This is a genomic window from Chelativorans sp. Marseille-P2723 (genome assembly GCF_902809845.1).
Classification (GTDB): Bacteria; Pseudomonadota; Alphaproteobacteria; order Rhizobiales; family Rhizobiaceae; genus Chelativorans.
Genome location: NZ_CADDWI010000009.1, coordinates 55936 through 78544, shown reverse-complemented (window position 1 = coordinate 78544; position 22609 = coordinate 55936). Strand labels below are relative to the sequence as shown.

The window sequence follows — 22609 nt, the reverse complement described above, 5'->3', positions numbered from 1 at the left end:
GGGTTACGCGGCCTCTGTTCCCTGTGCCCTGCTGTGATATTTCAAGAGTGAACCGGGCTTGGCGTAGATTTCGTTGTTCGATCCCCGGCTTTGCATGATGAGAAGGATGCGGCCGCCATCCTTCTCCGGCTGGCTGACAGCCACTGCATAGCCAAGGATGTCGAGCCGCTCGCGCGCGAACTGGCGCGCGGCAGAGGCAACTCCGAAGCTTTCGCTGACGCCGGCCTGAGCGCCATCAGCCCGCCCTGATGTATTCTAGAATGTTCAGGGCGAACTCACGCCTCGACCCCGCCCGATCTTTCTTTTTTGCGATGTTCCTTCATGGTCCAAAGGACCAGGTTCCTCAAGCAGAACGTTGTCAACTCTGGTCCGGCATAGGGTATTCGTCGGCATTTAATACCCAGCCTTTCTGACGGGAAAAATCCTCACGGGGCGGCGAAAAGATATCGACGAGCTGGTTGAGGCCCTCATCCATGCCGCGGGAGGTGTGGATCGCCGGCGGCGGGATCACGCAGAACGAGGGCGACTTGCAAAGCCGGTGCTCATCCTCCCGCCAGGCATTGAGGTTAGTCGTCCAGGGCCAACGAAGGTGATGGGTGTATGCGCCGGCAAGTGCCAGGGAACCCTGCTCGAAATCGTCATGATGGTGGGGTGACAGCTTCGTGATGTCACGTGGCCCTATCTGTGGATCAAGAAAATTGACCATCAGCGTCGTGCAGCGGAAGATGCGGCCAAAGCGGCCCGGCTGTGCCGGCACATCCAAGCTATATGCGCGGATCTTGAAGCCGCCGATCGGCTGCGGCCACGGCTCAAAGGGCGGAATGATGGGATGCGCGCCCGAAAAGGACTTGGCATTGGAGCACAATTCATTGAGCTCTTGCGAACGAGTTGAGAAAATCCGGGTAACATGGCCGCCGGAGGGCAAGGAAATCCTGCTTGATCCGGGCGGTATGATGACCAGGGAAAAGCCGTCTACTTCCAGGCGTTCCCCGTTTGCTTCCACGAGCGCGTCATATTCCTTGTCGGGCAGCAGAAGCACATACTCGTCCACCTGGTTATCGCGCTCAAGGACGGTGCCTGGCTCTGCTTCGGTATAGGCAACCAGCATGTTCTGGCCGCGCGTCAACCAGGTCTTTGAAGTCGCGTCGCTTACCTGGGGTTCAGTTTCGTAGAACAGCCCGTATTCGGCAGGCGGGAAGTAATCTGGAAGTGGCTTGCTGGAGGGGCCCTCCGCTGCCAGGCGCGAGCGGGGGTCACTAGGAACATACATCTCTCTCTCCCATGATGTTCCGCTGATCAGAACAAAGAGATCAATATTAGAAAGATTGGGTTTGTGTAAGCCTTTTCAAGCTAAGCCTCCGCATGGCATTCGTGCGCCTCAATCTCTTACCGCGTAAGCTATTGAACGGGGTTGACATCATAATCTGCGAAGTGCCCTATTAAAAAACATCGTTCCGCACCCCGAAACACCGGGAGAGTATGCTAAACTGCCACAAGTTTCTTGCGTGTTCCAGCCTAGCAGCGGGCGTTCTTGCAGTGCCGAACATGGCGAGGACGGAGGCGGCCAACATGCGGCTCCAACGCGCCGTCAATGGAACTCGGCCAGGCCAAATTGCTGCTATGGAGTTCAGGAGAAGGTTGCGAGGGCTGACAGCGGTTGTATTCAGCCTGTCTTTTTTCTCCAGCAGGCAACTAGTGGAGGAATGTCAGAGCCTGAAATCTGGCGGCGTTGCTGCCTTGGGCGGTGCCGCACGCGAAGCCCAAAGATTTTCTGCCCAGCGTGCAATTCGACGCGATGGACGCGCTGAACGTTGCAATCGGCATGGGCAACGCCTCGGGTTAGGATCCCGTTTTTCATCGCATGCGGTTCGGGGTCCCTTGACCGGAGTGATCAAGGCAACCACCCACCGCCGCGCTGGCCTCCGCGCGCTGGTGCTGCCGTATCGCGATCTGCTTTGACCAATGAGGAGCTACAGAATGATGGGTGCAACGAAGGAGAGCGGGTTCCGCCAGCGTTTGTTAGCGGGCGAACATCTAGTCGGTACTTTTATCAAGACCCCTGCAACGCATCCTGTCGAGATCATCGGCGCAGTGGGCTTTGATTTCGTGGTGATCGATGAGGAGCATGCGCCCTGGGACCGCGTAACAATCGACGCAGCACTTCTTGCGGCGCGCGCTGCTGGAACAGCCGGCATCGTGCGCGTGGCAGAACCAAACGCTGCGAAAATACTTGCCGTACTCGATGATGGAGCGGCAGGTATCCTCGTGCCGCACGTTTCATCCGAGGCGAAGGCGAGGGAGATTGTCGCGGCATGCCGATATCGTGGCGGCAGGCGTGGGTTCTCCAACACCACCCGGGCAGGCGGTTTTGGCGCGTCGGGCATCTGGGAGCATGTCGAAGCCCAGGATTCCAGCATTGTATGCATCGCGATGATCGAGGACCCGGAAGCGCTCGACGAAATCGACGCGATCCTTTCGGTTGAGGGCCTTGACGCCATCTTCATTGGCCGCGCGGATCTGACAGCAGCATATGGCGCCCCTGCGATGGATTCTGCGGAGATCATCGAAGTGTGTGAACGTATTATGGCGGCGGCCCAAAGGGCGGGCAAGCCGACCGCCCTCATGGCCGGGACGGCCGAGGAGGTGAAGCGCTTCCGAAAGATGGGCGCGACGGCTTTCATCGTAGCATCCGACCAGGGCTTCATGCGGCAAGCTGCGGCAAGAGCCTATGCCGAGATCGCGGCGGCAGGCAGCAGCAATTGAAGCGGCAGCAGAAGGTAAAGGACATGGATGAGAGGAGGCCGAAGGTCCTCTCATCGTCCCGATGCCGCAAGTGGAGCTGGCACTGCGGCGGAAGTGGCCGAGCTGCTTGTTCGGTGCTCTGACCCGCACCCAATTCGCAGGAGCGGCAACGCAACGGATCCTGGTATATCGAGGCTTGCCGGAAGGCAGCCGGAGCTTCAAAGGGTTTGCTTAACAACGGCCATCATTATGCCGATAGGCCGTATACGTTATTGAAGGATTCTATCCCGACCGAGATCGAGCCTTATTGAGGTGTTGGCTCAGCAACGATGCTATAGCGGCGACAACCTTACTCGGTCGGACCTTGACCAGCAGGGCCGCCACGGAGAATTCTTAAACACTTCAGGCAGTGGCAGCAGGCGCAATGTCGGCACCAGGTTAACCCACATAGGGCTCATCGAGCTGGAAGAAGACGCCGCCCATACCAGCATAGGCGATCTTGACGCCCGACTGAAAAGCCGGTCACGCCTTTCCGGCGTGACACGTGCCCGACCCGTTCCCGGCAATGGGGGAGTGCCCCCGCAAAAACCGCCGTGCGGAGAAGTTCACGGCAAAAGCGGTATGGGTTACCTGCACCAGCCTCGCCCGGGGCCTGACAGAGCATCCGAATGGCGGTCCGCTCCAACACTCCGGCCGCTGTACCGGTGGTAGAGAATAACGGGATTGTTATGCGTGGGAGTCTCAGTGCTGTTCCTGATAGCATCCGTTGTCCTTGGCCAATCAGCTATCGCTCCTTCCTGCATCAATGCTCTTTCTTTGCCTTGCAAAGTTGCAGGTCATGGTCCGGCGACCTTGCTGGATCCTGCGAAACGGCCAGCGGCGGACAGGCGGCGGAAATTGCCGAGCACCTCATTGGCAATGCGCGCTTGGCTCGGCTGGCTGCCGGCACCTGATAGATGCGCAGTCACCAGGAGGTTGGGTGCCTTCCACAGCGGATCGTCCCCGGGCAGCGGTTCCGGGTCGGCAACATCGAGCGCGGCGGCTGAGAGATGTCCGCTTTCAAGCGCTTGAATTAATGCATGCTGATCGACCAGGCGGCCGCGAGCGATGTTGACGAAGATCGCGCCGGGCTTTAGCGCGGAAAAGAACGCCTCGTCGAACATCCGGGCGGTCTCGTCGGTCAGCGGAAGCGCGGCAATGACCACATCGAAGCCGCTCAGCGCCCCAGAAGCATCGTGCGCGGCAACGACGCGGTCGAAATCCTGGACGGCGCTGCCGGAGCGCGATATCCCGACGAGCTCGGTACCGAAAGGTCTGGCCCGGCGGGCAATTTCGCGGCCGATGCGGCCCGTGCCATAGATGGCGATGGTGCGGCCCTCCAGGCTCTGCATCTGCGACATGAGGTTGCGGTTCCATTCCGCTGCTGCGGTGGATGCGGCTGCAGCGGGAATCTGACGCATCAGGGCCAATAGGAGGGCCATCGCATGCTCGGCCACGACTGGTGAGACGCCAAGGCCGGGGCCGGTCACCTCCACCCCCTCAGGCAGACCGGCTGCCTCGAACCCATCGCGCCCGGCGGTAATGAACTGTATCCAGCGGAAGCTGTCGCGGGTGGCAGCGATTGCCTCCAGCACCCGCCGTGCTTGAATTTTGTCCGCATCGGAAAGGATCAACCCGGCCGCGCCCGGCAGCGCGGCGATCACCTCGTTAAGGTTTTCAGAAATTGTCAGGCGTACGCCGGGTTCGGCAGCCAGTTTCTCGGTGATCGCCTTTCGCGCCAGAGGGAGGCGGGGCCAATAGACGAGGGAAACTTTCGCCATCGCTAGCCCTCCGAGGCGGGCAGCGCGTCCGCCGGCACGTAGTTTCGCCAGTTGCCATCACCCCGCGGCATCTGCATGAATGTCCTGTGCTCATCCGCGGCGCGGCCAATGATCGCCGCCGCATTTTCCCCGCGATCAATGAAGTAGCCGCTTACTTCTTCGACCGCGCGCGCGAGGGCGGGGAAGCCCGCATACATGATCGAGGAGGCAATTTCGACGGCGCTGGCGCCGGCGAGCATCATGCGCAGCACGTCACTGCCGGTCTGCGCGCCGTTGATGCCGATCAGCGGCCTGTCGGGGCCGAGCGCCTTGCGCGTCATTGCCAGCCAGTGACAGGTGATCGGCAGATGCCAGAAACCGCCAACCCCAAGGCTGGTGCCGAACAGCGGTTTCTGCGTTTCCGGATCGGGAAGGAAGCCTAGCAGCCGTCCCGCCATGATCACTGCATCGGCACCGCTTTCAAAGGCTGCGCCGGCCAGGGCGGGCACCCGCTCGCTCTGCCCGGAGGTCTTGACCCAGACCGGGATGCTGACCGCGCTGCGGATGGCAGAAACCTGTTCGCGGATGCCTTCGGTGGACAGTTCGGTAGCGACATTTCCCTTGGCCGTCTGTGAGCCATAGGGCACGCCGACATTAAACTCCATCACGCGGATGCCTGCCTGTTCGATCTGCCGCGCCATGGCGACGGCGGGTTCGAGTGCGCCGAGGATGAGGCTGGCGATCACATAGGCGTCCTGCTTCTTGGCCTCGCGATCGAGCCGCACTGCCTGTTCCAGCCACTGGTCGAAGGGAAGCGGAGACATGCCCGATCGGCAGGCGAGTGTGACGGAGCGCGGCGCAGCATCATTCCAGGGCACTTGCCGCCAATGCTCGTCCAGCAGCGTATATTCAGACCGTTCCAACTGGTCCTTGCTGGCCTCCACCTCGTTGTTTGACTTGACCACCACCGCGCCCACTCCGGTCGACAGGGCGGCGCGGATGCCTTCTGCGTGGATCAGGTGCTCTGCAGCACCCGCGATCACCGGGTTCTTAAGCCGGATCCCTCCAACCGAAACCGACAGGTCTATCGTCATTCGTTCCTCCCCGTTGCCGTTTCCTGGTCACGGCAGGCTGCGCTCAGCCCTCATAACCGAGTGTGCGCGATATCCGCGCAGCCATTTCTTGCGCCAACCCGGCCAATTCCTCATCATGATCGGCAGGCACATATTGGATCGAGCCGCACAACGCGGCTGCGCCGACTAGCTGCCCGCTGCGATCGAACACGGGTGCAGCGATGGTGTTGATGCCCAGGAGCGCCTCCTCCGGCGCGGTGGCAAAGCCGCGCTTACTAATAGCAGCCACTTCAGTCACTAGCTGGTCAGGATCGGTGATCGTGTGAGGTGTCAACGCCGGAAGCCCCAGGCGCAGCGTCCGCTCCATCAGCGTCGGTGGCCCAAAAGCCAGCATCACCTTGCCTTGCGCCGAAGCGTGAAAGGGCAGTTCGCTCCCCTTACGGACCCCAATCTCTATGGTGCGGTAGCCGATTATAGTGGCCAGCACCAACGCTCCCGATACGGTCGGAGCCGATAGCACGGTGGTAATTGCGGTGCGGTCGCGAGTGTCCCGCATCGGCCCTTCCGCCGCCGACGCCAAGTCGTTTGCCGGTGGCGCAATACGGCCAATGAGCGATGCCTTCACTCCCAGCCGGTAGCGCGAAGTGATAGGATCCTGGGCTACGAACCCTCGGTCCACCAACCCTTGCAGATGGCGGAATACCGCGCCTTTTGACAAAGACAGCCTTTGCGCGATCTGGGTGACGCCCAGTTCCTCTTCGGAAAAGGCGACCACTTCCAGCACCGCTAGAGTGGTTTCGGCAGCGCGTACGATGTCCTTGCGATGGCTGTTCATGTATGTCCCGTTGTTCGCGATGTTGGTACGAAGTTCTCATACTGCTGTCAAATCCGCCTTCAAAAGCTATCTCAAAAACCGATCATCTGGAAAAGAGCGGGCGTTGTTTCGGTTTTGATTGACAGGAACATCGCCAGGCTCATACTGTCCACGGAACATTGTTCCAGCCTTGAGAACAATGATCAGCGGGAGGATTTTATGATCGCGTTATCACGAATGATCGCTATCGCCGGCATCGGAATCGGTGTCAGCATCGGCGCCGTCGGCATCGCGCAAGCCCAGGAGGTGACTCTGCGGCTTGCCCTGTCATCGTCGAAGCCGCATCCGTTCAACACAGCCGCCGACCTTTTTGCCGCCAAGGTCGATGAATTGTCCGAGGGCAGTATCCTGATCGACATCTTCCCCGATCGTCAGCTTGGCGATGTGAAGGAGCTTACAGAAGGTGTGCGTTTCGGCACGGTCGATATGACGATCAATTCGTCCTCGGCGATGGCAGATCAGATCCCGGCCATCGAGGCGCTGCAGCTTCCTTTCCTGATCGACAGCTACGCGCAATTCGCCGATGCAGCGACGACGCCGGAGGCGCAGGCGCTTTATGCCGATCTTGAGTCCAGCGGTGCAATCGCGTTGACCATCTATGAAGGCGGGATGCGACATTTCCTGACCGTAGACAAGAAGATCGAGGTGATGGAAGACTTCAGCGGCTTGAAGACACGGGTAGCGCCGGTGCGTCTCCATCTCGACATCTGGAATGCAGTTGGTGTGAACCCGACACCAATGGCTTACGGTGAAGTCTATACGGCACTGGAAACTCAGACAATTGACGCCGTTGAAACCAACATCAGCTCGATCGAGGCAGAAAAATATAACGAAGTGGCCAAGGAGGTGCTTCTGACTGGGCATTACATGTGGCCGGGCCTCCTCATGATGAACAAGGCCAAGTATGACAGCCTGACGCCGGAGCAGCAGGAAATTCTGCAGCAGGCCGCGTTGGAGACCGTGAAGCCCCAGATCGAAGCCCTGCAGCAATTCGATGAGGATTTGATGGTCAAGCTTGAGCAGGAGGACGGTCTCAGCTTCGCGACCATGTCACCTGAACTGAAGGCCGAACTGCGTGAGGCGGTAGCGCCCGTCTATGAGCAGTACGTGACCAATCATCCGGCAATCCAGCCATTCCTTGATGCCGTGGATGCGCTACGCGAGTCCAACTAGCCTGGCAAATCCCGATCAGGCGCCCTCCAGGGGTGCCGTTCGGGCATTTCTGGATTGCTTCATGAGCGCCTTGAGAACCTTTGCCAGGGCCTATGTCCGGCTGATCGAGACACTAGGCATCCTGGCGATCGGTACGGTCGCCGTCGTCGCAGTGCTGCAAGTCCTTTTTCGCTACGTGATCGGTGCATCGCTGTACTGGTCAGAGGAATTGATGCGTTACCTGACCATCTGGAGCGTCTTTGGCGTGTCCGGGCTTGCGTATTCCCGCGGCGAGATGCTGGGCTTCACGGTGTTGGTGGACCACCTGCCGCATATTCCGCAGCAGGTCGTGAAGTCCGTCGTCCGGATCATCGTCGTCATCTTCCTGCTGGTCATTGCCTGGTACGGGTTCGACTTTGCTCAGCGCACGGCGAACGACCGCGCCATTGCGCTTCGGATATCCATGTTCTGGGTGCATCTTTCAATCCCCGTCGGCTGCGTGCTGATGGCGGTGCATGTGATCGTGCAGCAGTTCCTGCCGGAACCGCGCCCGAAAGTTGAGGAAGTGGCTTATCACGCAAGGGAGAGCCTCGAATGAGTGCCCTTCTGGTCAGTTTTGTCGTGCTGCTTGCCGCCGGAACACCGGTGGTCTTCGTTATCGGCATCAGTATGTTCGCTTACTTTATTTGGACTGGGCAGCACATGTTCTTGCTGACGGTGCCGCAGCGCATGTTTGCTGGCGGCGATTCCTTCGTGCTGCTGGCGATTCCACTGTTCATCCTCGCAGGCAATCTGATGGAGGCTGGCGGCCTGACCCATCGGCTCCTTCGCTTCGCCAAGATGTGCGTCGGGCGCTTCACGGGCGGTGTTTCATTGACTGCCGTCTGGGGCAGCATGCTTTTCGGCGGGGTCAGCGGTTCGGCCGCTGCGGACGCTGCGGCGTTGGGGTCGGTGCTGATCCCCGAGATGAAGCGCGAAGGCTATGACGTGAACTATGCGGCGGCGCTGATGAGTATGTCCTCCCTGATGGCGCCGCTCATCCCGCCCTCGATCGCCTTGGTGATCTTCGGTGCGCTGTCCCAAACCTCGATCGCAAGGCTGTTCATTGCCGGCATCATCCCGGCCTTCCTGCTTGCCATCGGACTATCGATCTATGCCGTGTGGATCGCCAAGAAGCGGAACTATCCCCGTTCGGAGCCGCCGACTCTGCGCGAGTTCATTTCAGCGTGCTGGGAGGTAATCCCGGTCATGCTACTGCCGATCATTATCGTAGGCGGCATACGCGGCGGGGTATTTACCCCTACGGAGGCAGCGGCCGTGGCAGCGCTCTATGCTCTGATCGTCGCCGGACTGCTCTATCGCACGCTAACCCTGGCGCGCATACGTGATGCACTTCTAAATACCGCTCTGCTGACGGCTGCCATCTTCTTGCTCGTGGCGATGGCGAATATAGCCTCTTTCATATTCGCGATGGAGAAGCTGCCGCAAACGGTTGTTGCTGGGCTCTATTCCATTTCAGAGAACCCGATCTTCGTGCTGATCATGGTCAACATCATCCTGCTGCTCCTCGGCACGGTGCTGGAGGCCACACCAACACTGATCCTCACCGTTCCGGCATTGGTCGGAATTGGGCAGGCCGTCGGCATTGATCAGGTGCAACTGGGCGTGATGGTTGTCTTCAACATCCTGATCGGCTTCATCACGCCACCGGTCGGGCTGTGCCTGTTCATCGTCTCCAATATTGCCAGAACCCGCGTCGACAAGGTGGCATGGCATGCCCTCCCGATGATCGGAATCGCGTTGGTCGTGCTCATGATCATCACTTTCGTTCCCGCCGTCACGTTGTGGCTGCCGGAACTCTTGGTGAAATGACTTGCCCGGATTCAGAAGGAACCACACATGACGACACAAGCCCACAACGCGCGGATCGACGCGCTGATGCAGGGAGCGGTTGATCTGCATGTTCACAGCGGTCCCTCGCTGCATCCGCGCAAGGTCGATCATTTCGAGGTGATGCGCGAGGCGGACGTAGCCGGGATGCGAGCGGTTCTGCTGAAGGATCACTACTATCCGACGATGCCAATCGCGACGCTGATCAACAAGCAACTGCAACTCAAGACGCAGTGCCTGGGCGCAATCGTGCTGAACAATCCGGTTGGCGGATTCAATCCTTCAGCGGTGGATTATGCCTTGAAGCAGGGAGCCCGCGTCGTCTGGATGGCAACGGCTCATGCGAAGAACCACCTCGACCACGAGGCGAAGGAAGCAGATTTCAAGGACAAGTTCCCGGTAAATAGCAAGAAGACGGTTCAGGCGGTCCCGGCAACGCTTATCGACGAGACGGGCAGAGTGCGGGACGAGGTGAAGATGATCCTCGACTTGATCGCCGAAAACGATGCTGTCGTCTCGGGCGGGCATCACCACATCTCCGAGCTGTTCCCTTTCTATGAAGAGGCAAAGGCGCGCGGGGTGACGCGGTTGTTCCTCAACCATCCCACCTATGTGAACGAGGGAACGTTCCAGGACATTGCACAGCTCGTTTCCATGGGCGTGGCCATCGAACACTCGATCTGCATGTTCATTCCCTCGACTTTTCACATGTTCGACGACTCCCATCTGAAGGCAGCCATCGACGCGGGCGGAGTAGACAATACCTTTTTCGGCTCTGATCTGGGACAGAACAACAACCCGACCCCGGTGGAAGGTTTCCGCGCCATCATGGAGGTGCTGATCCGGCTCGGGTATGACGACGACGCGATCCGTAAGATGACCGCCAAGAACGCTGCGGCGCTGGTCGGCCTTTAGAACAGCGAGAAAAGCAGAAAAAGCATCCTTTATTCGTCCTCGGTAGGAGGAGCGTCGGGGGCCGCCTCAGTCCGGATCGACCTCATTACTTCCTCAGGGATTGGCCGGTCCATCCTATAAAGGTCAGTGGTTCGCGCGTACCAGCCTCGGCCGTGCATCCTTGCGATGAGATCGAGCGCAGGCGTGTCGACGTAATACCGCTCCACATCCTCGATCATTTTATCGGCAAGGTGCATCACCACCACGCGGCCGAGAAAGAGGCTCCGCTCCTGGCTCAGGGGCACCTCGGAGTGAAGCACGCATTCCATCGCGACGTCGCATTCGGCGATTCGAGGCGCGGACACCCGCTCGGATGGCACGGCGGTGAGGCCAGCAAGCTCAATCTCGTCAATGTCCGATGGTAGTTCGGCCGCCGTCAGGTTCATTGCCGCCCGATTGGAATGCGAGACAAGATGGACCACGAAATCCTTGCGCGCGCGAATATTGGCGGCCGTATCCTTCCGGCCACCGAAGACGGACCCGCCGACGCCGAAGCCGAGGATCGCAGGATCTGCCGAAAACACGTTGAAGAAGGAGAAGGGCGCCATGTTACGCACGCCATCGGCGTCAAGGCTGGTAACCCAGGCAATCGGCCGCGGAACGATGGTCGAGTGTAGCAGCTTGTTCTTTGCTTCAGGTGGGAGGACGTCGAAATCAAAGATCATGGTCATTCATCCAAACACGGGAGCGGCAAGGGAAGGATTGGCCAGCGGAGAGCCTGAAGCAAGAGCAGCCATCGGAAGATCAGTCAGTATTCTAATGGACTTAAACGCTGAGGCTGGCCAAGCTGGACGGTGAATGACCTGAGCCGGCATGTCCATCCCCCTGTGGTCATTCGTGACATGCTGAATGACCGATCCAGCGGCGAAGTTCAACTGGGCGAGATAAAAAGGAGAGCTTCCGCCTCACTTCCAGCAAGAAGCGTTTACCCCGGACCTACGGTCTCAAATGGCGAAGCCAGCCGTTTGCTGAAACGTGCTTTCCCCATTATGGATCATGGATCCTCCGCCGGTTCTGCTGTCCTTGTTTCCTCACTGATTGCTGATTTCGGCGCGTCCGCTTTCTTTCGCAAGGAGAAGTTGTCGGCCCTTCCGGCGCGCGGGGCAGGAATGGAGCGTTCAATAGTCGCAGCGATCGGTCCTCCGTCTAAGAGCATGTTACCGCCTGCCTGAGGGGCGGCCAGAGAGATTGGGTGAGTGCGCATGAGATCGATGGGCTCGCCCAGAACAATTCCCGGTGGCGGCAGGTTCTCAAGCTCCTGCGGCTCGATTCGCGGCGAGGTCGCGTTGCCAAGCAGCTTGTTGAGCGGTTGTTCGACATAAAAGGCAAGCTTCCGCTTGGCAGGACGGGTTAAGTTGATGCCGTCGCTTCCGCGCAGCCTGACCGGTTGGCCGTTCACGTCTGGCCCCGTGAAGGTGAAGGCGCCGTTCTCGTCGGCAAAACCGTCCCAGATATCGACGAATGTGCCGCCAGCCTCCTCCACCGCTTTCTTATATATGTCATTGAAAGCCAGCATGTCCGACGTCATCGATGACGATTTGAAGGGCGGAAGGCCCGACCATATTATCGAGATGCCTGTTCGTCTCACGGTTGCTGTAAAGCGAGCAACCCGGTTCTTGTATTCCCTGCTCCAGCCCTCGGTCTGCGGACGTTCGGGTTGGCCATTGACGACAAGCTGCTGGCGGTCGTTCGAGCCGATCATCACGACGACGACCGCAGGGTTCACTTCCTCCAGAATCTCGCCTATCTGTCCGTTCCAGTCATAATAATCGTCGCGGACGAAGCCGGATGATCCATTGGCACGGTCGACCACGCGTACGCCGGGCGATTCGGCGTAGGCTGCTTCCAATCCTTCTGCCAGACCGCTTGCAAGGAAGTCTCCGACAACGAGGACAGTGAGCGCATTATCGAGCTTCTCGATAACGGCAGGCGCCTGCGGTTCAGTAGCTGAGGGGGCGCTGCTGCGCGACGGTGCGCGGCGCTGTCCTGACGGCACCGGACGCTGCTGCCGCGGGGAAGGGGCAGCTCTTTGAGGCTGCGTAGGCGGCGTTACCTGATGTGCGGGAGGCCCGCCTCCAAATAGGCGCTCAAAAAGAGTTTGGCGGCGCACCAGCTCCTGTGCCTCCGCCGTCCCTGCCAATGGCACCAGAAAAGCAAGCGCAATGGTTGTGCAAAGCAGCATGAGGGGAGAACGCAGCAGGCAGGAAGCCGGTCTTTTAAGCGCTGCGTTCTTCATCGCGTCAGTGACCTCTTAGTTTCCTTAGGACCTCCTTGCTGGGATGCCCATCCTGAGCAAGGCCTATCCGTGCCTGAAATGCCTTGATGGCTCCGCGTGAGCCGGAACCGATCTTGCCGTCGATCTCGCCTTGATAATAGCCGAGCGCGCCAAGCCTTTGCTGGAGCTCCTGCGTTTCCTGAAACGAGAGCCGCTCGAACGGCCGGTTCCAGTCACGCGTGGGCGCTCCAAAACCGGCTATCTGGTCCGCTAGCAGTCCTACGGCAAGGGCATATTTGTCGGAGTTGTTGTAGCGCTTGATGACGAAGAAATTCTTGGTCATCAGGAAGGCGGGTCCGGCGCGCCCATCCGGAACTTTCAGCTCCGCATCGTCAGAAGGGCGGGGAAAGGTCTGCCCATTGGCGCGCACCACGCCGATCGATGCCCATCTGCTAAGCGGCATGCTGCCGGCAGGGAACTTGCGTCCCCCCGGTAAAACGACCTCGTAACCCCAGGTTTCGCCGGTCCGCCAGCCATTCTTGCGAAGAAGATTGGCTGCGGTTGCCAGCGCGTCGGGTACCGAGTTCCAGATGTCCCTGCGGCCGTCCCCGTCCATGTCCACCGCATAGGCTTGGTAGCTAGTAGGGATGAATTGTGTGTGGCCCATTGCACCAGCCCAGGAGCTGGACAGATGGCTAACATCGATGTCGCCCCGCTCCAGGATCTTGAGCGCCGCCAGTAGCTGCGTGCGCGCAAATTTTGCGCGACGTTGGTCGCCATAGGCAAGCGTTGCGAGCGAGCGTGGCAAGCTGCGCATGACGGAGGCGTTCTTGAGCGCTTCGCCGTAATTGGATTCGATTGACCAGATGGCAAGGAGGATGTACCGGCTTACGCCGAATTGACGCTCGATCCGATCAAGCCAAGGCTTCCACTCCTGTGCAAGCTGCCTGCCTCTTGTGATTGTGTGCTCGTTCACCCGGTTGTCGAAATACTCCCACGCTTCGTTGCGGAATTCGGGCTGATAGCGCGCCTTCTCCAGCACTTCTGGGTCCGGCGCAGTGATGCCGCGGAAGGCACGGTCGTAAGTGGCGCCGGAGATACCATTCTGGATCGCAACGTTTCGGAACTCCGCAATCCAACGTTGAAATCCGGCATCCGCCAAGGATGATTGGGCGCCAAGAAGTACAAATAGAACCGCCGCCAGCAACTTGACGGCGACAGAATTAAGGGCGGCTCTTTTTCTCATGTGGCAACCTCCATCCGAAGAACTCGACGGAATAATGGCCGATTGCGGTAAGGAAAAAGTTTACCATATAAATCCGGCCCTGGCTGAAGGTAGGTGCAGCATGCGATTTCTTAAGACAGGAACCACTAGTCACAACCAAGCATTGTCCGCGGTGCTTCCCAGACGTCAAGCGCGAGGATCCTACGCATGAAGAAAATCCGCAAAGCGGTGTTCCCGGTTGCAGGGCTGGGCACTCGCTTCCTACCCGCCACCAAGGCTCTTCCAAAGGAGATGCTGACGGTGGTCGACAAGCCCGTGATCCAGTATGTGGTGAATGAGGCCCGGGAGGCTGGCATCGAGCATCTCATTTTTGTGACCGGCCGCAACAAGAGTGCAATTGAGGATCATTTCGACGTCCAGGTGGAGCTTTACGAAACCCTGTCGCGGCGCGGCAGGACCGAGATTCTGGAGCGTCTGGAAGCGATGCAGCCGGAGCCGGGGCAAGTCAGCTATACCCGCCAGCAGGTGCCGCTGGGCCTAGGTCATGCCGTCTGGTGCGCGCGTGAACTGGTCGGCGACGAGCCTTTCGCACTTCTATTGCCCGACATGATCATGCAATCGGAAACCGGCTGCATGAAACAAATGGTCGAGCTTTATGAGCAGACCGGCGGCAACATCCTGGCCGTGGAGGAGTGTGATCCGACGGAGACGCACAAATACGGCATCGTTGGCCGCGGCAAGGATGCCTATACCGGGTTTGAGATCACCGCCATGGTGGAAAAACCGGAGCCGGAGGACGCACCTTCCAACTTCTACATCAATGGCCGTTACATTCTGCAGCCCGAGATTTTTGCGCTGCTGGAAAACCAGGAAACCGGCGCGGGCGGAGAAATACAGATCACAGACGCGATGCTGCGGCTGCACGCGACCCAGCCCTTCTATGCGCACATCTTCACGGGCAACACCTTCGACTGCGGCTCACCAGAAGGCTTCATCAAGGCCAATCTTGCCCTTGCCCTCGACAGCCCGCAACTGAAGCCTCACGTCCTCCGCTTCATGAGGAGCTTCCTCAATCAGGAGTAGAAAGCTGGCGCGTTGCGAAGCTATCGCTGTAGCCGCACGCCCATGAAGACGCTGGTCGTCTCGTACTCCCGGCCGCGCAGGCTGCTGGTCTGGCGCTCGTGGCGAGCGCGGCTGGTGAGGCCGGCATAGCGGTTGAGCCACCAGGTCAGCCCGGCCTCGCCGCTCATGATCAGGTCATGTCCACCAGCTGCATAATCGCGGTACGACAATCCGAGCGCGAGATTGCCCGTCAGGTTAGAGCGCAACTGACGCTCCATCTCCAACGTGCCGTAATGGAGAAGTGAGCCGCTTTCTCCGGGTGCTGTGGTGCCCTCCACCACAGTGTTCGCGTTCAGGCTGACGATGGTTCCGCGTTGCGGTGACCATGCAAGGATGGCGCCCAACGCCAAGCCAGAAATTGTCTGCAGCCTGTCATCATCGAGATCTTCGCTGATCCAGCCCGCCGAAATTTCGCCGTTCAGCTTTTCGGAAAGGTCGAACGCAATGCCTGCGCGTGCGCCGAGCCGCAGCGCCGAGCGTGCATACCCGGCGCTATCGCGCTCATCGTCATAAATGCGGCGTCCCGCCTGAACTTCCACGAAGGGAATAAGCGCCGGCGATATTTCATAGCCGCTGCGAAGCCTGGCGACAGCCAAAATCGAGTTGCGTTCCGACTGTGAAAGCCTCCCGCCCCCTGCCAGCTTGGCATCGCCAAACTGATTGCGCAGGACTTCACCAATCATCCCTATTCGAACGGGCCCAAGCGACCGTTCAAGTCCCAGCGCGGCCTCGATGGTGTGACGAAGAGGTTGCTTCTCCACGCCGGAGATGATGACGGGCGAGGATGCCCCCTCGCGCCGCGCCGAATAGGCGAGTGCGCCGGTACCCCGCATTGACTCGGATATGTCGACGTCCAAGCGCACATCCGCGCCCCCTTCCGCTTCCGAAATCTCGTCGCCGGAGAGCGACCTGCGGATTGTTCCGAAGGCGTTTGCGCTGGCGCTGTGGCGCGACCAGTCGGATGCCGCCCCGAGCCGCAAGGAGGTTTCCGACATCAGCGCCTCATCGCCACCGGGAGTGTCGCTCGCATTGGAGGTCCAGGTAAGCCCCTGCTCAAGCTGGGGAATAAGGACGAAGGTACCGATCCGTAGGCCACTGGGGGCATATGGAGCTTCCTCCCATCGTCGCGGAAGCCCCTCGATGGGCGTGGCAGGCTGGTTCAGCCTGGCCGGGACCTCGGTACCGGACGGTGCAAGCGCATCCACAATGACAGCGCGGGTGTTGCCGGTGGGCAGATCGTCGATTTGCTGCTCGGCTACGGGCTGTAACCTTTCTTGATCAGCCCCGTCCTGTTCGCGACGGCGGGCCCTCTCCGTTGCCGTGGAGGGTGGTCGTGCGGCCGGTGGTGCATTGAAGGAAGCGAAGGGGTCTGAAGCGGCATTAGGAAAAAGGCTGCTGTCAGGCGGGGCGGGGGTGATGGGTTGGTAAGGGGGGCTGGAGATGCCAGCGGCGCCCTGCGCGACAAGCCTGCTCGTCACTTCCGCCTCGGAAACCGCACCGCGCAACCCCGCTTCCTGGCTTGCCGCAGGAGCTACCGCGATGAGTACCGCTGCCCCGGTTAGAAACGAGGCTAATCGCAGCTTGTGTTCCTCATTGAAGCAGACACGCGACATCGCCACCCGAACCCTTCGCGGCTCCGCCTGCCGCACTTGGTAACCGATCGGTAAATGCTGGTGGTTAATACAAGGTTGAGAATCGGTGGCGCAGCAGGATCGTGAAACAATGTGGACACATCGCAATGAAAGCGTTAAGCGCATCCTCCATGTTGAGCCGATCGAACAGTAAACCCGATCCGCAGGAGACCATTGCTTCGGCCGTGCGCACGCTCAAGGCCGAGCAGGCAGCGCTTGCCACGCTTTCCAAATCGCTGGATGACGGGCTTTCAGGGCCGTTTGCCAAGGCTGTGGAGCTGATCGCCAGTATTTCCGGCCGGGTTATTGTTACGGGAGTTGGCAAAAGCGGCCATATCGGCTCCAAGACGGCCGCCACCCTTTCCTCTACGGGTACGCCCTCCTTCTTCGTGCACCCGGCGGAAGCCAACCACGGCGACTTGGGGATGATCACGCGCGACGATGCCATTCTCGCGCTTTCATGGTCAGGCGAGACCGCGGAACTTAAGGGTATTGTCGCCTATGCGCGCCGCTTTTCTATTCCGCTGATTGCCATCACCTCGGGAAAAACGTCCACGCTCGCCCGTGAAGCGAATGTGGTGCTTGCCCTGCCGGAGGTGCCGGAAGCTTGCCCGCACGGTCTTGCACCGACTACTTCTACCCTTCTTCAGCTTGTGATTGGCGACGCTCTTTCCGTCGCCCTGCTGGAGGCGCGCGGCTTCACCGCCGATCATTTCCGCACGTTCCACCCGGGCGGGCAACTGGGTGCCAAGCTCACCCATGTGCGAGACATCATGCACAGTGGCGATCGCATACCGCTTGTTCCGGCCGGTTCCGGGATGCGGGGCGCCATTTTAGAGATCTCCCGCAAAGGCTTCGGCTGTGTGGGCGTCATCGATGAGGAAGAGTGTTTGATCGGCATCGTTACCGATGGCGACTTGCGGCGCCACATGGACAGCGACATTCTTGCGATGACCGTTGACGAAGTCATGACCAGAGCGCCCAAGACCATTGGGCCGGACACATTAGCGGTGGCGGCGCTGCAGATCATCAATTCATCGGCCATCACCAACCTTATGGTGGTGGAGGGCGAAAAGCCGGTGGGCATCATCCACCTTCATGACCTGCTGCGGATCGGCGCCGCCTAGCCGGAACCGGTCAGGCTGGCTCCACCTGCAATCTGCTGCCTTTAGCCGCCACTACGCGCACCCGGCTTCCCGCAGGCAGGTCGGGTCCCGTGACACGCCAGAACGTATCGCCGATCTTTATCCGGCCGTGGCCATGGGTAATCGGCTCGTCGAGTGTCGCGGTACGCCCGGCAAGCTGTTCGGCCCGGCGGTTGAGAAGCGGCTCGTCCGTTTCATGTTCCCTTCGCGCATCCATTACCCGCATGCCGACATAGGCGGAAGCAAGCGAAAGTCCGAGAAAGACGAGCACCTGGACTTGCCAGCTCCAGAGGGCGAGAGCCCATAGCTGCAGCGACAATGCGCCGGTCAGGATCGCAGCAATTCCGATCCACAGAAGGAACACGCCCGGAATGAGGATTTCCAGGGCCAGCAGGACGAAGCCCAGGAGCATCCAGTTCCATGGGCCAAGTTCGCCAAGAATATCAATCAGCATCGCAGAGCGCCTATCAGCTTCCTTCCGGCCTGACCGCAGGAGGGCGGGCCGGGGAGGGGCGGGAAGGTGCCCGCGTCTCGCCATCGCCGAAGACGTCGCGCGCAATCGCGCCAATGCCGCCTAGGGTGCCGATGAGCGACGAGGCCTCAAACGGCATGAGCACGATCTTGTTGTTGTTCGCAGAGCCGATGCTGGCCAGCGCTTCTGTATATTTCTGGGCAATGAAATAGTTCACCGCCTGCACGTCGCCCTGGGCGATGGCATCGGAGACGACCTGCGTAGCACGCGCTTCGGCTTCCGCCGCGCGCTCGCGCGCCTCAGCATCGCGGAATGCTGCCTCGCGCCGACCTTCCGCTTCGAGGATTTGCGCCTGTTTCAGCCCCTCTGCTTCCAAGATCTGCGCGCGCTTGTTGCGTTCTGCCATCATCTGTCGGGCCATGGACTCCACCAGATTGGCCGGAGGATTGATATCCTTGATCTCTACGCGGGTGATCTTGATGCCCCAAGCGCCTGCCGCCTCATCGACAATGCGGAGCAACCGCTCGTTGATGGCGTCGCGGTTGGAAAGTAGTTCGTCCAGATCCATGGATCCCATTACGGAGCGGATATTGGTCATGGTCAGGTTCAGGATCGCGTTCTGCAGCCCCGACACCTGATAGGCAGCCTGCGGCGCGCTCAGTATCTGGAAGAAGGCTACCCCATCGACCGCCACCGTCGCATTGTCGCGCGTGATGACCTCCTGCGTCGGCACGTCCAGCACCTGTTCCATCATGTTCATCCTTGCACCGATGCGGTCGATGAAGGGAATGATGATGTTGAGGCCGGGCGTCAATGTGCGTGTGTAGCGCCCGAACCTTTCGACGGTGAAGTTGTAGCCTTGTGGCACGGTCTTGATGCCTGCGAACAGCAGTAGCAGAACGAGAACGACCAGGACTGGAATCAGAATATCGAAACCGGAGAAATTCACTTTGTGCTCCTAAAGCGGCATGACGGTTGCCGCATTAAAACGTGGCATTGTTTAGGAAACACAAAGGGAGAGCGGGAAATATACCCGCAGGTCAGAGCCAGCCGGAAAGCTCGCGCCGCACCAGTGCCTCGATAACTGCCATGCCGTCGGCGGTGTCGTTCAGGCACGGAATGTGCGTGAAGTTTTCGCCGCCCGCGGCCTGAAAGATGTCCGCTGCTTCGACGGCGATCTCTTCGAGCGTTTCAAGACAATCGGCCACGAAGCCAGGATTGAACACGGCGATGGATTTTACCCCCTCACGACCTAGCCGCTCCACGGTCTTGTCCGTGTAGGGTTGCAGCCATTCCTCGGGGCCGAACCGGGACTGGAAGGTGCTGATCAGCTTCTTCTCGTCCCAGCCAAGCCGTTCACGCAGAAGCTGTGATGTCGTCAGACAATGCTGGTGATAGGGGTCTCCCTTCTTAGAATAGCCCAACGGAATGCCGTGATAGGAGGCGATGACGACTTCCGGCTCGAAACTGAGCGTCGCCAAGTGCTGCTCGATGGAACGCGCCAGGGCGTCGATATAGATCGGCTCGTCGTAATAGGCCGGGACCGTTCTGACAGCTGGCTGGAAGCGCATCTTCATCAGCGCCTGGAAGAACTTGTCGTTCACCGTGGCCGTCGTGGACGCGGAGTATTGCGGGTAAAGAGGGAACATGACGATGCGGTCACAGCCGCGTTCCATCAGGCTCTTCGTCACGGTCTCGATCGAGGGGCGGCCATAGCGCATCGCCCAGTCGACGATCACGTTCTCGTGCTTTGCCAGAGCCGATGCGAGCTTTTCGCCTTGTGCACGCGTAAAAGTGCGCAGAGGCGACTCATTCTGCTCCCTGTTCCAGATCGTGTCATAAGCTGCTCCGGATCTTTGCGGCCTGCGAGAAAGCACGATCCCGTAGAGAATGGGGTACCAGATCGCGCGCGGCCACTCGATCACCCTGCGATCTGAAAGAAACTCACCGAGATAGCGGCGCATCGGCCAGTAGTCGGTACCATCGGGTGTGCCCAGATTGACAAGGAGGACACCGACCTTTTCCGCAGCGGCAGCCTTGCGTGCGGCGGGCGCGACGATGCGCAGCTCTGTCTTTCCTACGGTATCGATGGACGCGGTCATGAAAGTCTCCGGATGATAACTTTGGACCTAGCGATCTTTCCAGCAAAGACAATGTCACTTCTGGCCGCAGGCGGCTGAAGGAGCGCGGCGGCCGCTCTTCAGATGTATCTACAGGTTGTCAGGGATTAAAAGTTCCGCGCCGACGGGGAGGCGGCCAGGAGTGAATTGGGGATTTGCCTCGGCTAAGCGCCGCCACTGTCTGCCATCTCCCAGATAGCGCTCGGCAAGTTTCCAGTAGGTGTCGCCGTGTGTGATCGTGTGCGTGTTTCCTGCGGCAGTTTCAGCCACTTGCGTGGCAGCTTCACTGCCGGTTTGCGCAGGCTCCGTCTCAGATTCCGATACCTCGGGTTCTGCGGCAGGTCCAGCATCCGCATCTGCTGCCTCGGACGTGCCGTCGGTCGGCTCCGCCTGCCCTTCAGCGGCTTTGGGTTCAACGCCATCCTCGGCCCGCGTAGTGGCCGTTACCTCGGTGATCCGCCCGTCCGTATATGGCTCATAAGGCCGGTTCTCAGCAAGATAATCGGCAAGGACCTGCTCCAGCCCCGGTCCGAAATCATAGGCGTTCTCGGCCTCTTCTGCGAAAAGGCTGTAGCCATCGCCACCATTGCGCATGAAGTTGTTGGTGGCGATCGTATAGGTAGCGTCAGGCTCGATCGGCGCCCAGCCGTCATCCGTCTGCACCTGCACGTCGCTCACGCGCGAGCCGCTTTCAGCAGCCGGATCGAAGGAAAAGCGCAGGCCCGAGACCTGCGGGAACCGGCCAGCACCTTCCTCAATCTGGCTCACGCCGCTTTCCAGCGATGCCACGAAATCGGCACCGCTGAGCTGGAAGGTTGCCAGCGTGTTCTGGAAGGGAAGTACTTCGATCACCTCGCCCATGGTGATCTCGCCCGCATCGATCGACGCGCGCAGGCCGCCGCCATTGGTAATCGCAAACTGGACGCCCTGATCGCGGGCACGGGCAAGCATAGCGTCCGCTACAAGATTGCCCATGGCGCATTCGCCTGCCCGGCAGCTTTCGCGGCTGCCGTCGATAGGCCCAACGGCTTCCGAGACGACCGTTCGTTTCAATTCCTCGATCGGGCCGGCAAGCTCGGCCACACGCGCCACCACCTGCTCATCCTTTGCGACGGAAGCATCGAGCAGGTGCACGTCGCCTTCGGCTTCCGTAACGATGCCCTCGTCATTGAAGACGATTTTCAACTCGCCAAGATATTTGGAATAGGCGTTCGCCTGGACCACCGGCACCTGATAACCGCCTGGATTGTCGACCATGGTGGGGTAGGGCCCATCGGCCCCCTCGACCGTATTGGAAAGCAACGTGTTGGTGTGTCCGCCTACCACCACGTCCACGCCCGGAATCCTGGCAATGGCTTCCAGATCGCGCGGATAACCCACATGGGTGAGCGCGATGATCTTGTTGACGCCTTCGGCCTCCACCGCCTGAACGGCTGCGGTTATGCCCTCGACATCCTCTATGATGGACACGTGCTCTCCCGGCGAGGAAAGCTCTGGGGTGTCATTGGCCACCGCACCGACAATGCCCACCTGCTCGTCGCCGATGTCGAGAATTACATACTCCCGCACGCGGTCACCGAGCGCCGACGCTTCCCGCGCCTTCACGTTAGAGCCCAGAACCGGAAACCGAACCAGTTCCAGAAAGGCAGCCAGGCCATCTTCGCCGTCATCGAACTCATGATTTCCAACGACCATGGCGTCAGTTTCCATGAGGTTTAGAAATTCGGCCTCCGCGGCTCCCTTATAGGTGGTGTAGAACAGGGAACCTTGAAAATTGTCGCCCGCGTTCAGGAACAGGACATTCTCACCTCCGAGTGCAGCCCTGCGTTCACGCACGGCCGTGACAAGCCGCGCCGCGCCACCAAAACATTCGCCAGCTTCATCATCCTCCGCAGAACAGGTGGAATCGAACGCATTGATGGGCTCGATCCTGCTGTGCCAGTCATTGATGTGCAGGATATTCAGCGTGTAGGCGGCAAACGAAGGTGAGTGGGACAGCGCCAGCGCTGACGCGCTCAACGCGAGGACGGCAAGTCTCTTCATGATGTTCTCCCAGTTCCCAGGTTCCCGTCTACCGCATCGGGATGTCGTTTTTGCAACGGACAGGCTTATTGGGTGGAATGTTCCCATCGGCTGCAACCTTATGCAAGGGAAACTTGCCTAACGGGCATCAGCTCGTCTGCACGGTAAACGCG

At 59.8% G+C, this 22609-nt stretch carries 20 protein-coding genes; 8 read left to right on the top strand and 12 right to left on the bottom strand.

All coding sequences use genetic code 11. The annotated features are described in order from the left end of the window. Window positions 1-90: 90 nt before the first annotated feature. Entirely contained in the window at window positions 91-249 is a 159-nt protein-coding gene (locus HUS57_RS07770; RefSeq protein WP_173932453.1) for a hypothetical protein, read from the top strand. Window positions 250-358: 109 nt separating this feature from the next. Here the strand turns inward: HUS57_RS07770 and HUS57_RS07765 are convergent, their stop codons facing one another. After that, entirely contained in the window at window positions 359-1270 is a 912-nt protein-coding gene (locus HUS57_RS07765) for a hypothetical protein (RefSeq protein WP_173932451.1), read from the bottom strand. Window positions 1271-1977: 707 nt separating this feature from the next. On the opposite strand from HUS57_RS07765, the gene HUS57_RS07760 reads away from it, so the two are divergent. Next, window positions 1978-2763 (top strand): aldolase/citrate lyase family protein, encoded by a 786-nt coding sequence (locus HUS57_RS07760; RefSeq protein ID WP_246727797.1) that lies wholly within the window; start codon window positions 1978-1980, stop codon window positions 2761-2763. 815 nt (window positions 2764-3578) lie between these two features. On the opposite strand, the gene HUS57_RS07755 is transcribed toward HUS57_RS07760, so the two are convergent. From HUS57_RS07755 to HUS57_RS07745, 3 genes are read right to left on the bottom strand one after another with little or no spacing between them, the layout of a single operon-like run. Then, the gene (locus tag HUS57_RS07755; protein WP_173932450.1) at window positions 3579-4562 is read right to left on the bottom strand and encodes an NAD(P)-dependent oxidoreductase; all 984 of its coding nucleotides are present in this window, start codon (window positions 4560-4562) and stop codon (window positions 3579-3581) included. 2 nt (window positions 4563-4564) lie between these two features. After that, window positions 4565-5635, bottom strand: coding sequence for a dihydroorotate dehydrogenase (locus HUS57_RS07750; protein WP_173932448.1), 1071 nt, complete (start codon window positions 5633-5635; stop codon window positions 4565-4567). Between the two features lie 43 nt (window positions 5636-5678). After that, window positions 5679-6449, bottom strand: coding sequence for an IclR family transcriptional regulator (locus tag HUS57_RS07745; protein WP_173932446.1), 771 nt, complete (start codon window positions 6447-6449; stop codon window positions 5679-5681). A 198-nt stretch (window positions 6450-6647) separates the two neighbouring features. Here HUS57_RS07745 and HUS57_RS07740 point away from each other — a divergent pair, with 198 nt between their 5' ends. The 4 genes from HUS57_RS07740 (at window position 6648) to HUS57_RS07725 (ending at window position 10445) form a co-directional block, all read left to right on the top strand. After that, entirely contained in the window at window positions 6648-7661 is a 1014-nt protein-coding gene (locus HUS57_RS07740; protein ID WP_173932444.1) for a TRAP transporter substrate-binding protein, read from the top strand. A gap of 61 nt (window positions 7662-7722) precedes the next feature. Further along, window positions 7723-8238, top strand: a complete 516-nt coding sequence (locus HUS57_RS07735) for a TRAP transporter small permease (RefSeq protein ID WP_173932442.1) — start codon at window positions 7723-7725, stop codon at window positions 8236-8238. Continuing rightward, window positions 8235-9512, top strand: a complete 1278-nt coding sequence (locus HUS57_RS07730; protein WP_173932440.1) for a TRAP transporter large permease — start codon at window positions 8235-8237, stop codon at window positions 9510-9512. Before HUS57_RS07735 ends, HUS57_RS07730 begins: the two co-directional genes overlap by 4 nt. A gap of 27 nt (window positions 9513-9539) precedes the next feature. Further along, window positions 9540-10445, top strand: a complete 906-nt coding sequence (locus tag HUS57_RS07725) for a DUF6282 family protein (protein ID WP_173932438.1) — start codon at window positions 9540-9542, stop codon at window positions 10443-10445. A 29-nt stretch (window positions 10446-10474) separates the two neighbouring features. On the opposite strand, the gene HUS57_RS07720 is transcribed toward HUS57_RS07725, so the two are convergent. The 3 genes from HUS57_RS07720 to HUS57_RS07710 form a co-directional block, all read right to left on the bottom strand. Then, window positions 10475-11155 carry a flavin reductase family protein gene (locus tag HUS57_RS07720; protein ID WP_210256062.1) on the bottom strand — a complete coding sequence of 227 codons (681 nt, stop codon included), beginning with the start codon at window positions 11153-11155 and terminating at the stop codon, window positions 10475-10477. A gap of 323 nt (window positions 11156-11478) precedes the next feature. Continuing rightward, complete coding sequence (locus tag HUS57_RS07715) at window positions 11479-12480, bottom strand: DUF459 domain-containing protein (protein WP_246727796.1); 1002 nt, start codon at window positions 12478-12480, stop codon at window positions 11479-11481. A 244-nt stretch (window positions 12481-12724) separates the two neighbouring features. Beyond that, window positions 12725-13945, bottom strand: coding sequence for a lytic murein transglycosylase (locus tag HUS57_RS07710; protein WP_173932436.1), 1221 nt, complete (start codon window positions 13943-13945; stop codon window positions 12725-12727). Between the two features lie 186 nt (window positions 13946-14131). Between HUS57_RS07710 and galU the strand changes: the two genes are divergently transcribed. Then, complete coding sequence (galU, locus tag HUS57_RS07705; RefSeq protein WP_173932434.1) at window positions 14132-15007, top strand: UTP--glucose-1-phosphate uridylyltransferase GalU; 876 nt, start codon at window positions 14132-14134, stop codon at window positions 15005-15007. A 20-nt stretch (window positions 15008-15027) separates the two neighbouring features. Here galU and HUS57_RS07700 read toward each other — a convergent pair whose 3' ends face one another. After that, window positions 15028-16659: an outer membrane beta-barrel protein gene (locus HUS57_RS07700; protein WP_173933210.1), complete on the bottom strand. Its 1632-nt coding sequence runs from the start codon at window positions 16657-16659 to the stop codon at window positions 15028-15030. Between the two features lie 149 nt (window positions 16660-16808). Between HUS57_RS07700 and HUS57_RS07695 the strand changes: the two genes are divergently transcribed. After that, window positions 16809-17804, top strand: coding sequence for a KpsF/GutQ family sugar-phosphate isomerase (locus HUS57_RS07695; protein WP_173933208.1), 996 nt, complete (start codon window positions 16809-16811; stop codon window positions 17802-17804). Window positions 17805-17814: 10 nt separating this feature from the next. On the opposite strand, the gene HUS57_RS07690 is transcribed toward HUS57_RS07695, so the two are convergent. The 4 genes from HUS57_RS07690 to HUS57_RS07675 form a co-directional block, all read right to left on the bottom strand. Beyond that, window positions 17815-18276 (bottom strand): NfeD family protein, encoded by a 462-nt coding sequence (locus HUS57_RS07690; RefSeq protein WP_173932432.1) that lies wholly within the window; start codon window positions 18274-18276, stop codon window positions 17815-17817. A gap of 13 nt (window positions 18277-18289) precedes the next feature. Then, window positions 18290-19243 carry an SPFH domain-containing protein gene (locus HUS57_RS07685; RefSeq protein ID WP_173932431.1) on the bottom strand — a complete coding sequence of 318 codons (954 nt, stop codon included), beginning with the start codon at window positions 19241-19243 and terminating at the stop codon, window positions 18290-18292. A 91-nt stretch (window positions 19244-19334) separates the two neighbouring features. After that, window positions 19335-20360: a ferrochelatase gene (gene hemH / locus HUS57_RS07680; RefSeq protein ID WP_246727826.1), complete on the bottom strand. Its 1026-nt coding sequence runs from the start codon at window positions 20358-20360 to the stop codon at window positions 19335-19337. Between the two features lie 144 nt (window positions 20361-20504). Beyond that, window positions 20505-22457: a 5'-nucleotidase C-terminal domain-containing protein gene (locus HUS57_RS07675; protein WP_173932426.1), complete on the bottom strand. Its 1953-nt coding sequence runs from the start codon at window positions 22455-22457 to the stop codon at window positions 20505-20507. Window positions 22458-22609: the final 152 nt, after the last annotated feature.